Here is a 13713-nt window from a genome sequence, read left to right on the forward strand (position 1 = left end):
GAGCGGGCGGCGCCGGAGGCGCCGGAGCGGGCGCGGGAGGAGCAGGAGCAGGCTCCGGAACCGCACCCGGCGCGGGGATCCGCTCGCCGTACTGCGGCGGCTTGCTCAGGTCCACGGACGGCCGCGGCGCGGCGACCCGCTCTGAACCCAGCACCTGCCGAGCCTTCGCCAGCGACCCCGCCTGCACACGCACCTCGTACTGATCAGCGAGCATCTGCGTCATCGACGCGAAGTCGCGGCGCCGTCGCACGATCGAGTACGTCACCAGGCTCATGATCATTCCCAGCGCGACGCCGACGAGGATGAACCCCAGGAACAGTGAGATCGGCGCCTTGTCGTTGCCGAACAGCATGATCGCCGAGAGGACCAGGCCGATGAGCACGCCGTTGACGGCGCCCGAGCGCGCGGCGGCGGCGTAGCCGAGCTTGCCGGTGATGCGCTCGACGGTGCGCACCCCCTGACCGACGATCGCTATGTCGCGCGCGGGGACATCACCCTCGATCAGCTTCGACACAGTCTTCTGAGCGACTTCGTAGTCGTGCGAGGACGCGACGATCTCACCGAGATCGTTGGCGCGGGCCGGGCGATTCATCATGCTCATCGCCCCATTGTCCCATCCGCCTCCGGGGACGAGTCTCCGAGGGTCGGCACGCCGGCGCGCCGACTACGCTGGATGCTGTGAGCACACAACGGGTTTTCGTCGCGCGCCTGGCTGGCTGCGCCGTGTTCGACCCCGTGGGCGACCGGCTCGGCAAGGTCCGGGACGTCGTCATCGTGTACCGAAAAGCGGCCGCTCCGCGCGTGATCGGCCTGATCGTGGAGATTCCGGGGCGCCGGCACGTGTTCCTCTCCATCGGGCGCGTCAACTCGATCCGCGCCGGGCAGGTCATCAGCACCGGACTGATCAACGTGCGCCGCTTCCAGCCGCGCCCCGGCGAGGTGCGCGTGCTGGCCGAGTACCTCGGCAGGAAAGTGCGCCTGGCCGACGGCAGCGGCACCGCCGTCGTCGAGGACGCCGCTATCGAGCAGGACCGGCATGGCGAATGGGCCGTGACGCAGTTGTTCCTGCGCAAGGCCAAGACCAGCGCCTCCCCGTTCGCGAAGGGCCCCACGACGTTCGCAGCGTGGAACGAGGTCACCGAGCAGCAGCGCCCTGGCGAGGCGCAGTCCGCCGAGCAGCTGGTCGCCACCTACTCCGAGCTGCACGCCGCCGATCTGGCCACCACCCTGCTGGACCTTCCCCAGCAGCGCTTGATCGAGGTCGCCGAGGAGCTCCCCGACGAGCGTCTGGCCGATGCGCTGGAGGAGATGCCGGAGGACGACCAGGTCGGCATCCTGGACCGCCTGGGCGACGAGCGCGCCGCCGACGTGCTCGACGAGATGGAGCCGGACGACGCGGCCGACCTGCTCGCGCAGCTCCCCCCGGAGCGCCTCGAGCAGCTGCTGGCTCTCATGGAGCCGGAGGAGGCAGAGGACGTGCGCACCCTGCTGCGCTACGGCCCGGACACCGCCGGCGGCCTGATGACCACCGAGCCGATCATCCTCTCCGCCGACGCCACGGTCGCCGAGGCCCTGGCCCTCATCCGCCGCCACGAGCTGCATCCGGCCCTCGCCGCCGCGGTGTTCGTCACGCTGCCGCCCTTCGAGACGCCCACCGGACGCCTGCTGGGCGTGGTGCACTTCCAGCGGATGCTGCGCTACCCGCCGCACGAGCGGCTGGGAGCCATCCTGGACGACAACATCGAACCGGTCTCGGTCACGGCACCCGCCACCGAGGTGGCCCGCCTGCTGGCCAGCTACGACCTCGTCTCGCTGCCGGTGGTGGACTCCACCCACCGCCTGGTCGGCGCGATCAGCGTCGACGACGTGCTGGACTACCTGCTGCCCGATGACTGGCGCACGCACGACTCCGACGAGACCGAGACGAGCGGAACACGATGATGGCTCGCAGCGCGCGCCTGGACACCCCCCGCGCCGGCACCAGCGCCGCCCGCCCGCAGACGGCCTCGCGCGACCGGTTCGGCAGGTTCACGGAGTGGGTCGCCCGGGCGATGGGCACCCCCGCCTTCCTCGTCATCCTCACGCTGTTCTGCGTGCTCTGGATCAGCTGGAACACGGTCATGCCGGACGCCCTGCGCTTCGACGACGCGGCCCTGGGCTTCACCGCTCTGACCCTCATGCTCTCGCTGCAGGCCTCGTACGCCGCACCCCTGATCCTGCTCGCGCAGAACCGCCAGGACGACCGCGACCGCGTGCAGATCGAGCAGGACCGCCAGCGCGCCGAGCGCAACCTCGCCGACACCGAGTACCTCGCCCGAGAGATCGTCGCGCTGCGCCTGGCCCTCGAGGAGCGCAACGAGAAGCTCGTCACCCGCGAGGTGCTGCGCCAGGAGCTGAAGTCGCTGCTCGCCGAGCTCGAACCGGAGCCGGCCGAGGAGAACCCGTCATGACCACGGCCGACCAGGTCCGGGCCGCGGTCTCCGCGGTCACGGACCCCGAGCTCCGCCGCCCCATCGGCGACATGGACATGGTGCGCACCGTCTCCGTCGACGGTACGCACGCCGACGTCGCCATCGTGCTCACGATCGTGGGATGCCCGATGGCGCGCCGCATCGAGCAGGACGTGCGGGATGCCGCCGCTGCCGTCCCCGGCATCACCGACGTGGACGTGCAGGTGGGCGTCATGACGCCCTTCGAGCGCCGTGCCCTCACCGAGAAGCTGCGCGACGGCCGTCCCGCCAGGGAGATCCCGTTCACCAAGGACTCGCTCACCCGCGTCATCCTCGTCACCAGCGGCAAGGGCGGCGTGGGCAAGTCCACCGTCACCGCGAATCTCGCCGCCGCCCTCGCCCATCAGGGCCTGCGTGTGGGGCTGGTGGATGCCGATGTGCACGGCTTCTCGATCCCGGGGCTCCTCGGCATCGCTCCCGGAACGCAGCCCACGCGCATCGACGACATGATGCTGCCGCCGGTCGCCCACGACGTGAAGGCCATCTCGATCGGGATGTTCCTGCGCGACGGCGAGGCGATGGTGGCGTGGCGCGGGCCCATGCTGCACCGCACCGTGAAGCAGTTCCTCACCGACGTGTTCTTCGGCGACCTGGACGTGCTGCTCATCGACATGCCGCCCGGCACGGGCGACATCGCCATCACGATCGGGCAGCTGCTGCCGCACGCCGAGGTGCTCGTGGTCACCACGCCGCAGCGCGCGGCGTCGGAGGTGGCCATCCGCAGCGGGCTGGTCGCCCGCCGCACCGGGCAGCATGTGATCGGCGTCGTCGAGAACATGGCGCCGTACACCCTGCCCGACGGCACCGTCATCGACCTGTTCGGCACCGGCGGCGGCGCCGAGGTCTCCGCGGCGCTCAGCGCGCCCGGCGACCAGGGCGCGCCCGCCGAGGAGGTTCCGCTCATGGCATCCATCCCGCTCAGCCCCGCGCTGCGCGTGGGCGGGGATGCCGGGATGCCGGTGGTGCTGGACCACCCGGAGGATGCCGCGGCGCAGGCCATCATCGAGCTCGCCCGCACCATCGCGCACCGCGGTCGCGATCTGCCGGGACGCTCGCTGCCGATGCGGCTGATCTGACCGTCGGGTCAGCGGATCAGGTGGCCTCGGCGTCGAACGGCGGAGGCGTGGCCCGGGTGAAGAACTCGCGCGTCCTGGGCTGGCGGCTCGGCGAGGCCGACTCGGCGACCGGGTCGGCCGTGAACGGGTTCGAGGTCACGGCAGCGCTCGGAGCGCTCGGCGCGCTGTCGAACGACGGCTCCTCGAACAGCGCATCGCGGATGATGCGGCGCGGGTCGTACTGGCGGGGATCCAGCTTGCGCCAGTCGACCTCGTCGATCTCCGGACCCAGCTCGTCCTTCATCTTGTCCTTGGTGTCGCGCAGGTACTCCCCCACGCGACGGACGACCTTGGAGAACGCCTCAGCGGCCTTCGGCAGGCGCTCAGGGCCGATGATGAGCACCGCGACAAGGCCGATCAGCAGCAGCTTGTCGAAGGTGAGGCCGAACTCCATCCCCTTAGGCTACCCGCCGCGCCTGCCCACGGCATCCACCGCGGACGCTTACGCTGTCTATGACCCGATTCGTCTGGAGAACCCCATGAGCGAACACGACGCGAACGCCCGATTCGCCCGCGAGACGACCGTCGAACCCGCAGCCATCTCCCGTGCCCGCGCCCATGCGCTCGAGCTCGGCGCTGCGCCGATCAGCGCGGTCGTCGGCGCCGAGTACGCGGTGCTGGCCGCGAGCGTCACGGCCCGATCCATCGTCGAGATCGGCACCGGCGCCGGAGTCTCCGGCCTGTGGCTGCTGCGCGGCGCCCCGCAGGCTGTGCTGACCACCATCGACAACGAGCCCGAGCACCTGGCGGCGGCCAGGCAGGCCTTCGCCGAGGCGAAGATCCCCTCCGCGAGGGCTCGGTTCATCACCGGGCGCGCAGCGGATGTCCTGCCGCGCATGAACGAGGCGTCCTACGACATCGTGCTCGTCGACGCCGACCCCGAGAACGTCATCGAGTACGTCGAGCACGGCCTGCGTCTGGCCCGGCCCGGCGGGCTGGTGCTCGTGCCGCGGGTGCTGGCCGGCGGACGCGTGGCCGACCCCGTGCAGCGCGATGCCGTCACCAGCGCGTACCGATCGCTGGTGCAGGAGACCCAGGAGTCGCCGGCCGTGCTGGCTGCGCTCTCCACAACCGGGGAGGGTCTGCTGCAGCTCTCGCGCATCTCGGTCTGAGCCCGGCGCAGAGTCCCTCGCGGCGCGGACGCACGAGCAGCCGCCGAAGACACGAGAAGGGGCGGTGGTCGCCCACCGCCCCTTCTACTGTGCTCTCCGGTCAGACCGCCGCCACGACGGCGCCAAGCACGTCGTGGAGCTCCTTGGCCTCTGCATCGTTCACGGAGACGACCAGACGGCCGCCGCCTTCGAGCGGAACTCGCACGATGATGAGACGCCCCTCCTTCACGGCCTCCATCGGTCCGTCGCCAGTCCTCGGCTTCATCGCTGCCATCGCGGCATCCTTTCGCTCGGTGGTATGCACCAAGTTTATCGTCAGCATGCGCCGGAGACATGCCACCCGCAACAATCGCCGGTCAGACGGCCTGTGCGGACTCTCTGATCCGACTATGGAACCTGGTAGAACGTGGATGCCAGGCCGTACATCGACAGAATCCACAGCCACTGCGCGAGCACGCACAGCGCCAGCATCCCCCATCGGTACCGGCGCGAGCGCGGCACCGCCAGCGCACCCCACAGCGGTGTCAGCGGCATGAGCAGCCGCAGCGTCGAGGACTGCGGGAAGAACACCGCCAGCAGATACAGCAGATAGCTCGCGCTCCACAGACGGATGTCGGAGCCGAGCCTGCGCACCGACGCCGAGCTCAGCAGCACCGCCGCGGCTCCCGCCACCAGCAGCGCCAGCACCACCCAGCCGGTCCAGCCGGGCATCCCCGCTTGCCCCGCCCAGAACTCCGCGCCGCGCACGAACCCCTCGAACGGGAGGAACTCGGTGCTCGGCTCGAGCAGCCAGTTGCGACGCCACGCCAGCTCGGTCTTCAGATACGCCGACGGGTCGCCCGTGACGATGCCGACGATCACCTGCCAGGCGAAGCCGACGACGACGGCCAGCGCGCCGAGCGCGATGATGTGCACGATGTGGCGCACCGGCAGCGGCTCGCGCGCACGGTGCAGCCACCGCACGATGCCGTGCAGCCCCAGGAACAGGGCGAACGCCAGGATGCCGGGGCGGGTGAACCCCATCACCGGAAGCACCGCGTACAGCCAGGCGTAGCGGCGCCGCGCCACGAGGTCCAGCGCCAGCAGCAGGAGCAGGACGAAGAGCGCCTCCGCATAGCCGACCTGGAACATCGCCGCCAACGGGCCCGAGGCGAAGAACGCCACCGCCCACATCGCCGCGGAGGCGCCGATCCGAGGGCGCAGCAGCCGGTGCAGCACCAGGCTCGCCAGGAAGCCCGCGACCAGCGACACCAGCACGGCGCCCGCCGCCCAGTCGCCGAAGCCGGCGATGTTCGCCACCCACGGGTAGATCGGCAGGAACGCCCACGCGTTCTCGGCGATGTCACCGGCATCCGTCAGCGGGAGCGTGTGCGGGTAGCCGGTCACGGCCACCCACCAGTACCACTGCGCATCCCAGCCGAGCACGTAGTCGCGCAGGCTCGGCGCGATCCCGAACCGGGAGACCGAGGTCGAGAATCCGGAGGCCAGCAGCAGGAGACCGGTCGTCACCAGCCGGGCGGCCACGTAGATCAGCGCGATGCGACCGATCACGGGCAGCCGCGCCCAGCCGCGCAGCGCCGGGATCAGGCGCCCGTCAGCCACGCGCGCAGCCCGCGTTCGACAGCATCGATCTGCGCCAGGGGAACCCGCTCCTCATCGTGATGCGCCAGGTGCGGATCGCCGGGGCCGTAGTTGACCGCGGGCACGCCCATAGCCGAGAACCGCGCCACGTCGGTCCAGCCGTACTTGGCGTGCGCCTGCCCTCCCACTGCGGCCAGGAACCGCTGCGCGATGGGGGCGTCCAGCCCCGGGCGCGCACCGGCGGCGGCATCCGTGATCTCCACCTCGAACCCGTCGAACGCGGCGCGCACGTGCGCCTCGGCATCCGCCACGCTCTTGCTGGGCGCGAAGCGGTAGTTGACCTCGACCTCGCAGAGGTCCGGGATGACGTTGCCCGCCACACCGCCGCGGATGCTGACGGCGTTGAGCCCCTCGCGGTACCCGAGGCCCTCGACGGTGATCTCGCGGGCGCGGTACTCGGCCAGGCGCGCGAGGATGGGCGCCGCGCCGTGGATGGCGTTCTCCCCCACCCAGGAGCGTGCACTGTGCGCGCGCACCCCGCGGGTGCGCACGATGGCGCGCAGGGTGCCGTTGCAGCCGCCCTCCACCCTGCCGTCGGAGGGCTCGCCGAGGATGGCGAAGTCGGCCGCGAACAGGTCAGGGCGATCCTTCGCCAGCAGGAACAGGCCGTTGCGCGCCTCGTCGACCTCTTCGTTGTCGTACCACATCCACGTGATGTCGGCCTCGGAGGAGGTCAGCTCGGCGGCGAGCTTCAGCTGCACGGCCACGCCGGCCTTCATGTCGACGGTGCCGCGACCCCAGAGGTGATCGACGCCGTCGATCTGCACGGTGCGGGTGGGCACGTTGTCGTTGATCGGCACGGTGTCGATGTGCCCGGCGATCACGACCCGCTGAGGAAGGGCGAGGTTCGTGCGCGCGACGACGGTGTTGCCGTGCCGTGACACCTCCAGATGAGGGTAGGCGCGCATGGTCTGCTCGATCTCATCGGCCAGCGCGCGCTCCGTGCCCGAGACGCTGGGGATGTCGCAGATCGCGCGAGTGATGTCAGCGGCGGACGCAGTCAGATCGAGCACCATATCCCCCACACTAAACCGTGCGTCACACGCCCAGCGCGCATGAGACCTGCCGCGCTACCGTTGCAGCATGAGCACTGCGCGCACCGCCTGGGGCACGGGCCTCCGCACGATCGCATCCGATCACACCGTCTTGGATGCCTGGTTCCCCGCGCTGGGGCTCGGAGAGCTGCCAGATGACCTTTCGGGGTCCGAGTCCCTGAGCCTGGACGCCGGCCCCGATGAGCGCCGCGCCGTGATCGTGGAGCGGGTCGCGCTGAGCATCGATCTGGATGCCGCGGTCGCCTCGACCGAGGATGCCTACCTGCGGCTGCACGCGCTCTCGCACCTGCTGGTGCGCCCCAACGAGGTGAATCTGGACGGCATCTTCGCGCACCTCTCGATCGTGGCATGGACCAATGCCGGACCGATGCTGCCCGCCGACGCGGCGCGGCTGCGCCCGCGGCTGCAGCGGCATGGCATCCAGGTGCAAGGGCTGGACAAGTTCCCCCGCCTCACCGACTACGTGCAGCCCGCAGGCGTGCGCATCGCGGATGCCTCACGCGTGCGCCTGGGTGCGCATCTCTCCCCGGGCACCACCGTCATGCACGAGGGATTCGTGAACTACAACGCCGGCACACTGGGCGCCTCCATGGTCGAGGGTCGCATCTCGCAGGGCGTGGTGGTCGGCGACGGCAGCGACGTCGGCGGCGGCTCGTCCATCATGGGCACGCTCTCCGGCGGAGGCACGCAGCGCGTGTCGATCGGCGCACGCACGCTGCTGGGCGCGAACTCCGGAGTGGGGATCTCGCTGGGCGATGACTGCATCGTCGAGGCGGGCCTGTACCTGACGGCCGGCACCAAGGTGGTGCTGGTCGACGAGCCGAAGGATGCCGACGGCCGCCGCCCCGCGGTGAAAGCCGTGACCCTGTCCGGGCGCGACGGGCTGCTGTTCTGGCGCAACTCCATCACCGGCGCCATCGAGGCCAGGCGGCGGGCCGGTCAGGGAGTGACCCTCAACGCGGCCCTGCACGCCTGATCGTGCCGTCTGCCCTCTTGCCGAGACCCGCCCTACCGCCGACACCCGACCTATGGGCGTCTGCAGGCCGGGGAGTGGGCGACACGACGGGGTGTCGGCGTACGTCCAGGGACAACCGGGCAGGACTGTTAGGGTTGAGTCGACGTTCCTCGTGAAGCGAGACGTCTGCGTCGTCGACACGCTTCCGCCCCGGCACCCGGGCCGCGGTCACATCTCGAGCGGCGAACCGATGCGCGAACCCGCGCCGTCGCCCCATTTCCGCAGAAAACCTGCGCCTTCTCCCGGAGTACCCCTATGACTTCCTTCATCGATCTCGGCGTGCCCGCCGTCCTCGCCGACGTGCTGGCCGCCGACGGCAAGACCGAGGCGTTCGCCATCCAGCGCGACACCCTCCCCGACTCCCTCGCCGGACGCGACCTGCTGGGCCGCGGCCGCACGGGCAGCGGCAAGACCATCGCGTTCGCCCTCCCCCTGGTCGCACGACTGGCGGCCTCCCGCTCCGCGCACCGCGCGGGCCACCCGCGCGGCCTCGTGCTGGCGCCCACCCGCGAGCTGGCGTCGCAGATCGCCGCGACGATCGCACCGCTGGCGAAGGCCGTCGGCCTGCGCGTGACCACCGTCTTCGGCGGCGTGAGCCAGCGCCCGCAGGAGCAGGCCATGCGCGCCGGCGTCGACATCGTCGTCGCGTGCCCCGGCCGCCTCGAGGACCTGATGAAGCAGGGTGTCGTCTCGCTGGATGCCGTGGAGGTGGCCGTGCTCGACGAGGCCGACCACATGGCCGACCTGGGCTTCCTGCCGGGCGTCACACGCATCCTGACCGCCACCCCGAGCAACGGGCAGCGCCTGCTCTTCAGCGCCACCCTCGACCACGGCATCGACACCCTCGCACGGAAGTTCCTGCACGACGCGGTCAGCCACGAGGTCGACGAGTCCAGCGTGCCGGTCGGCGAGATGACGCACCGGGTTCTGGTGGCCGCCGACGCCGACGCCAAGAAGCATCTGGTCACCGCACTGGCCTCGGGCACCGGACGCCGCATCCTGTTCACCCGCACCAAGCACCACGCCAAGAAGCTCGCCAAGCAGCTGACGGCATCGGGCATCCCCGCCGTCGATCTGCAGGGCAACCTGGGTCAGAACGCCCGCGAGCGCAACCTCGCCGCGTTCAACGCCGACCCCGCCGACGGCGGCGTGCGCGTGCTGGTGGCCACCGACGTGGCCGCCCGGGGCGTGCACGTCGACCACGTCGAGCTGGTCGTGCACGTGGACCCGCCTGTCGAGCACAAGGCGTACCTGCACCGCTCCGGCCGCACGGCGCGTGCCGGCGAGGCCGGCACGGTCGTCACGGTGACACTGCCCGAGCAGCGCCGCGACGTGAAGGACATCCTGCGCAAGGCGCAGATCACCGCCCCGCTGGAGGACGTCACCCCCGCCATCATCGACGAGCTCGTCGGCGAGCGCGCTGCGAAGATCGCGTACGTGCCCGCACCCAAGCAGCCGCAGGGCAAGCCGAAGGCCAAGCCGGCCCAGGGCCAGCCGGGCGACGGCCGGTCTGCCGGTCGCTCACGCGGTCGCCGCGGCGGACAGCGCGCCGAGAGCGGGCGTTCGGACAGCGCACGGTCGGGTTCCGGTCAGCGCCAGCGCGGCGGTCGGCGTCAGGATGCCGCCGACCACTCCCCCGCACGTTCACAGGGCAGCCAGACCCGCTACAGCACCCAGACCGGCGCTCCCGCCGGCCAGCACCAGGCTTCGCGTCCGGCCGGCCAGCACCGAGACGGCGCCGCGCGCCCGGCCGGTCAGCAGCAGGCCGGCCGTCGCACCGGTTCGCGCCGCGCCAGCCGCCCGCAGGGCCACTGAGCACCAGGGCCGACGCCTCCGGCATCCGCTCCGCTCGCATCCGCTCACCCGCGTCCACCGCACGCACTTCGGGGGCCGCCCCGACCCCCGAAGTGCACCAGGCCCGGCTCAGAACCGCCGGTCGTCGGCTCAGCCCTCCAGCGTCCTCGCACGAGCGGCCGCGTGCTCGGCATCCGAGATCACACCTCGTGCGTGCAGGTCGTCGAGCTCGGCGAGCCGCTCCTCGATCGACTTCTGCGACGCATCGGCACCCGTCGCACCGGCGGGGCGCAGCAGCTCGCTGCGTCCCAGCTGGGCGGCGATCTGCGTGTCCATCGCCAGCGGGTCGTAACCCGCGTCCTTGGCGGCCTTCCACTTGCGCACGCCGCTGATGATCATGAAGATCACCACGGCGGCGAACACCACGCCGAACAGCGCCATGAGCCCGTTCATCTGCTGCACGGTTCCATCGAAGAAGTCGTCAGTCATGCACGGATTCTATGGGGCGCGAGCACCTCACTGCGATCAAGGACTCGCATCACTCGCTGCGGCGTCGTCACCACGCACCTGCGCGGTGAGCTCCAGTCAGCGCGTCGGGAACTGCCTCTCCGGTGCGCCGATGTACAGCTGCTGCGGGCGGCCGATCTTGGTCTGCGGGTCGAGGTTCAGCTCGCGCCACTGCGCCAGCCAGCCGGGCAGGCGGCCGATGGCGAACAGCACGGTGAACATGCGGGTCGGGAAGCCCATGGCCTTGTAGATCACGCCGGTGTAGAAGTCGACGTTCGGGTACAGGCGACGCTCCTTGAAGTAGTCGTCCGCGAGGGCGATCTCCTCGAGCTCCTTGGCCAGGTCCAGCAGCGGATCCTGCACGCCCAGCTCGGCGAGCACCTCGTCAGCGGCCTCCTTGACGAGCTTGGCGCGCGGGTCGTAGTTCTTGTAGACGCGGTGTCCGAAGCCCATCAGCTTGACGCCGTCCTCCTTGTTCTTCACCCGCTCCACGAAGCGCTGCACGCTCTGACCCGACTCGCGGATCTGACCGAGCATCGTCAGCACGGCCTCGTTGGCGCCGCCGTGCAGCGGGCCGGAGAGCGCCTGGATGCCGGCGGAGATGGAGGCGAACTGGTTGGCGCCGGTCGAGCCGACCAGGCGCACGGTGGAGGTGGAGGCGTTCTGCTCGTGGTCCTCGTGCAGGATCAGCAGCAGCTCGAGCGCCTTCGACATGACGGGGTTGACCTCGTACTCCTCGGACTGCACGCCGAAGTTGAGCTTGAGGAAGTTGTCGACGAAGCTCAGCGAGTTGTCGGGATAGAGGAACGCCTGGCCGACGCTCTTCTTGTGCGCGTACGCGGCGATGACCGGCAGTTTGGCCAGCATCCGCACCATGTTCAGCTCGACGTGCTCGGGGTTGGCGGGGTCGGTCTGGCCCTCGTAGTACGTCGAGAGCGCGGCCACCGCCGAGGACAGCACCGACATGGGATGCGCGGTGTGCGGCAGTGCGGTGAAGAAGTGCTTGAGGTCCTCGTGCAGCAGCGTGTGCCGGCGGATCTTGTCATCGAACTCGGCCAGCTCGGATGCCGTGGGCAGTTCGCCGTAGATGAGCAGCCACGCCGTCTCGAGGTAGCTGCAGTTCTTCGCGATCTGCTCGATCGGGTAGCCGCGGTAGCGCAGGATGCCCTTGTCGCCGTCGATGAACGTGATGGCCGACTTGGTCGAAGCCGTGTTCACGAACCCGTAGTCCAGGGCCGTCAACCCGGTCTGGCGGGTGAGAGTCGAGAAGTCGATGCTGGCGTTCCCGCTGGTCGAGGGCAGCACCGGGAACTCCGCGGTGGTGTCGCCGATCGAGAGGGTCGCCTTGTCAGGCTGAGCTGCGCTCACGCCTACCTCCTGCTGCGTCTGTGTCGTCTTGGACGATGTGTGGCGCAGGGCGCCTGTCGGAACCCGACCGCATCGCTTTTACAGCCTAGCCGCGTGCCGGGCCTACTGTGACATCCACCAAGAGATCGGGCTTCCAATAGCAGATTCCGACAATTTCAGCGCGCGGATGCCCTCAGCCGAGCCGCTGCGGCAGCCACGCGCTCCCCCGGAGCCGTCAGCGAGACGCGCACATGATCGCCGGAGTGATCGCCGTAGAAGTGCCCGGGACCCGCCAGGATGCCGAGATCAGCCAGCCTCCCCATCGAGTCCCACGCGTCACGGCCCTCGGTGAGCCACAGGTACAGGCCCGCCTCCGAGCCGTCGATGCGGAACCCCGCAGCCCGAACGGCCGGCACCAGCAGCTCGCGCCTCGCGCGATACAGCTCCTTCTGCGCGGCCACGTGGTCGTCGTCGCGCAGGGCGACGGCCATCGCATGCTGCACGGGAGCGGGAGGCATGAGGCCCAGGTGCTTGCGCGCCGTGAGCAGATCCCCGACGATGCGCGCGCAGCCCGCCAGCAGGGCCGCGCGATAACCCGCCAGGTTGGACTGCTTGCTCAGCGAGTACACGCTCAGCAGCCCCGCCCTGGTGCCGCCGGTGACCCGAGGGTCCAGCACCGAGGGGATGGGCTCGGAGGCCCAGGGGCCGTCCCATCCGAGCTCGGCGTAGCACTCATCGCTGGCCAGCACGGCGCCGAGCTCGCGCGCCCGCGCGACGGCGACCTGGAGCTCGCTGACGCTCCAGGTGCGCCCGTCGGGGTTTCCCGGTGTGTTGATCCAGATGAGCTTCGCACCCACAGGCCAGTCGGCCGGGTCGTCGATCGCCAGCGGCGTGGCCCCGACGGTCGTCGCGCCGACCGCGTAGGTGGGGTACGCGACCCGCGGATGCACGACGACGTCCCCCACACCCAGCCCGAGCAGCAGGGGCAGCAGCGCCACGAGCTCCTTGGAGCCGATCGTGGGCAGCACGTTGCCGACGGCGAGATCCGGCACGCCCCGGCGCCTCGCATACCAGTCGACGATGGCCTCGCGCAGCGCGGGAGTCCCGACGGTCTGCGGGTAGGCGTGCGCGTCGGTGGCTTCGGCCAGCGCCCGGCGGATGATCTCGGGCGTGGGATCGACGGGCGAGCCTATCGAGAGGTCGACGATGCCGTCAGGATGCCCGGCTGCGCGATCCCGGTACGGCTCGACGGCATCCCAGGGATAGTTCGCGAGGTCGCGGACTCCCACTCACTGCACCTGTGGCGGGAGCGCGGAGACCAGTGCGTGGTCGTAGGGCAGCACGCCGACCTTGGCTGCGCCGCCCGGGGAGCCGAGCTCGTCGAAGAACTCGACGTTGGCCTTGTAGTAGTCCGCCCACTCCTCGGGCAGGTCGTCCTCATAGAAGATCGCCTCGACGGGGCAGACCGGTTCGCAGGCGCCGCAGTCCACGCATTCGTCAGGGTGGATGTAGAGCATCCGCTCCCCCTCGTAGATGCAGTCCACGGGGCATTCATCGACGCAGGCGCGGTCCTTGACGTCGACGCAGGGAAGGGCGATCACATACGTCACGCCTCAA

Annotated in this window: 15 protein-coding genes; 6 read left to right on the forward strand and 9 right to left on the reverse strand. The window is 70.4% G+C overall.

From position 1 onward, the window contains the following. The coding region (locus tag WA967_RS02145; protein WP_424419253.1) for a general stress protein at positions 1–601 on the reverse strand (601 nt) is incomplete at its 3' end. 77 nt (positions 602–678) lie between these two features. Between WA967_RS02145 and WA967_RS02150 the strand changes: the two genes are divergently transcribed. The 3 genes from WA967_RS02150 to WA967_RS02160 are packed head-to-tail and all read left to right on the forward strand — an operon-like array spanning position 679 to position 3586. Next, positions 679–1941 (forward strand): magnesium transporter, encoded by a 1263-nt coding sequence (locus tag WA967_RS02150; protein WP_424419254.1) that lies wholly within the window; start codon positions 679–681, stop codon positions 1939–1941. Then, positions 1941–2450, forward strand: coding sequence for a DUF1003 domain-containing protein (locus tag WA967_RS02155; RefSeq protein ID WP_424419330.1), 510 nt, complete (start codon positions 1941–1943; stop codon positions 2448–2450). The genes WA967_RS02150 and WA967_RS02155 overlap by 1 nt, the downstream gene beginning before the upstream one ends. Next, a complete protein-coding gene (locus WA967_RS02160; RefSeq protein ID WP_424419255.1) occupies positions 2447–3586 on the forward strand; it encodes an Mrp/NBP35 family ATP-binding protein in 1140 nt (379 codons plus the stop codon). Before WA967_RS02155 ends, WA967_RS02160 begins: the two co-directional genes overlap by 4 nt. Before the next feature lie 16 nt (positions 3587–3602). On the opposite strand, the gene WA967_RS02165 is transcribed toward WA967_RS02160, so the two are convergent. Beyond that, a complete protein-coding gene (locus WA967_RS02165; RefSeq protein WP_424419256.1) occupies positions 3603–4019 on the reverse strand; it encodes a twin-arginine translocase TatA/TatE family subunit in 417 nt (138 codons plus the stop codon). An 85-nt stretch (positions 4020–4104) separates the two neighbouring features. Here WA967_RS02165 and WA967_RS02170 point away from each other — a divergent pair, with 85 nt between their 5' ends. Then, positions 4105–4737, forward strand: coding sequence for an O-methyltransferase (locus WA967_RS02170; protein ID WP_424419257.1), 633 nt, complete (start codon positions 4105–4107; stop codon positions 4735–4737). A 100-nt stretch (positions 4738–4837) separates the two neighbouring features. On the opposite strand, the gene WA967_RS02175 is transcribed toward WA967_RS02170, so the two are convergent. From WA967_RS02175 to dapE, 3 genes are all read right to left on the reverse strand, one after another. Further along, positions 4838–5011 (reverse strand): DUF3117 domain-containing protein, encoded by a 174-nt coding sequence (locus tag WA967_RS02175; protein ID WP_298867871.1) that lies wholly within the window; start codon positions 5009–5011, stop codon positions 4838–4840. Between the two features lie 113 nt (positions 5012–5124). Continuing rightward, a complete protein-coding gene (locus tag WA967_RS02180; RefSeq protein ID WP_424419258.1) occupies positions 5125–6339 on the reverse strand; it encodes a hypothetical protein in 1215 nt (404 codons plus the stop codon). Then, positions 6321–7394, reverse strand: a complete 1074-nt coding sequence (gene dapE, locus WA967_RS02185) for a succinyl-diaminopimelate desuccinylase (RefSeq protein ID WP_424419259.1) — start codon at positions 7392–7394, stop codon at positions 6321–6323. The genes WA967_RS02180 and dapE overlap by 19 nt, the downstream gene beginning before the upstream one ends. Positions 7395–7461: 67 nt before the next feature. Between dapE and dapD the strand changes: the two genes are divergently transcribed. Continuing rightward, positions 7462–8409 (forward strand): 2,3,4,5-tetrahydropyridine-2,6-dicarboxylate N-succinyltransferase, encoded by a 948-nt coding sequence (gene dapD, locus WA967_RS02190; protein ID WP_424419260.1) that lies wholly within the window; start codon positions 7462–7464, stop codon positions 8407–8409. A gap of 294 nt (positions 8410–8703) precedes the next feature. Then, on the forward strand, positions 8704–10263 hold the full coding sequence (locus tag WA967_RS02195) for a DEAD/DEAH box helicase (RefSeq protein ID WP_424419261.1): 1560 nt from the start codon (positions 8704–8706) through the stop codon (positions 10261–10263). Between the two features lie 129 nt (positions 10264–10392). Here the strand turns inward: WA967_RS02195 and WA967_RS02200 are convergent, their stop codons facing one another. From WA967_RS02200 to fdxA, 4 genes are all read right to left on the reverse strand, one after another. Beyond that, positions 10393–10731: an SHOCT domain-containing protein gene (locus WA967_RS02200; protein ID WP_424419262.1), complete on the reverse strand. Its 339-nt coding sequence runs from the start codon at positions 10729–10731 to the stop codon at positions 10393–10395. Positions 10732–10827: 96 nt separating this feature from the next. Next, complete coding sequence (locus tag WA967_RS02205) at positions 10828–12117, reverse strand: citrate synthase (protein WP_424419263.1); 1290 nt, start codon at positions 12115–12117, stop codon at positions 10828–10830. Positions 12118–12272: 155 nt separating this feature from the next. Then, the gene (dapC, locus tag WA967_RS02210) at positions 12273–13385 is read right to left on the reverse strand and encodes a succinyldiaminopimelate transaminase (protein ID WP_424419264.1); all 1113 of its coding nucleotides are present in this window, start codon (positions 13383–13385) and stop codon (positions 12273–12275) included. Further along, complete coding sequence (fdxA, locus tag WA967_RS02215) at positions 13386–13706, reverse strand: ferredoxin (RefSeq protein ID WP_298867858.1); 321 nt, start codon at positions 13704–13706, stop codon at positions 13386–13388. Positions 13707–13713 lie beyond the last annotated feature (7 nt).

The organism is Microbacterium sp. (assembly GCF_049650565.1).
Taxonomy (GTDB): Bacteria; Actinomycetota; Actinomycetes; order Actinomycetales; family Microbacteriaceae; genus Microbacterium.

Bases quoted from the DNA above. Each gene is read 5' to 3' on its own strand.
- WA967_RS02155 (WP_424419330.1), top strand. From the start codon at position 1,941: ATGGCTCGCAGCGCGCGCCTGGACACCCCCCGCGCCGGCACCAGCGCC.
- WA967_RS02160 (WP_424419255.1), top strand. From the start codon at position 2,447: ATGACCACGGCCGACCAGGTCCGGGCCGCGGTCTCCGCGGTCACGGAC.
- WA967_RS02165 (WP_424419256.1), bottom strand. From the start codon at position 4,019: ATGGAGTTCGGCCTCACCTTCGACAAGCTGCTGCTGATCGGCCTTGTC.
- WA967_RS02170 (WP_424419257.1), top strand. From the start codon at position 4,105: ATGAGCGAACACGACGCGAACGCCCGATTCGCCCGCGAGACGACCGTC.
- WA967_RS02175 (WP_298867871.1), bottom strand. From the start codon at position 5,011: ATGGCAGCGATGAAGCCGAGGACTGGCGACGGACCGATGGAGGCCGTG.
- dapE (WP_424419259.1), bottom strand. From the start codon at position 7,394: ATGGTGCTCGATCTGACTGCGTCCGCCGCTGACATCACTCGCGCGATC.
- dapD (WP_424419260.1), top strand. From the start codon at position 7,462: ATGAGCACTGCGCGCACCGCCTGGGGCACGGGCCTCCGCACGATCGCA.
- WA967_RS02195 (WP_424419261.1), top strand. From the start codon at position 8,704: ATGACTTCCTTCATCGATCTCGGCGTGCCCGCCGTCCTCGCCGACGTG.
- WA967_RS02200 (WP_424419262.1), bottom strand. From the start codon at position 10,731: ATGACTGACGACTTCTTCGATGGAACCGTGCAGCAGATGAACGGGCTC.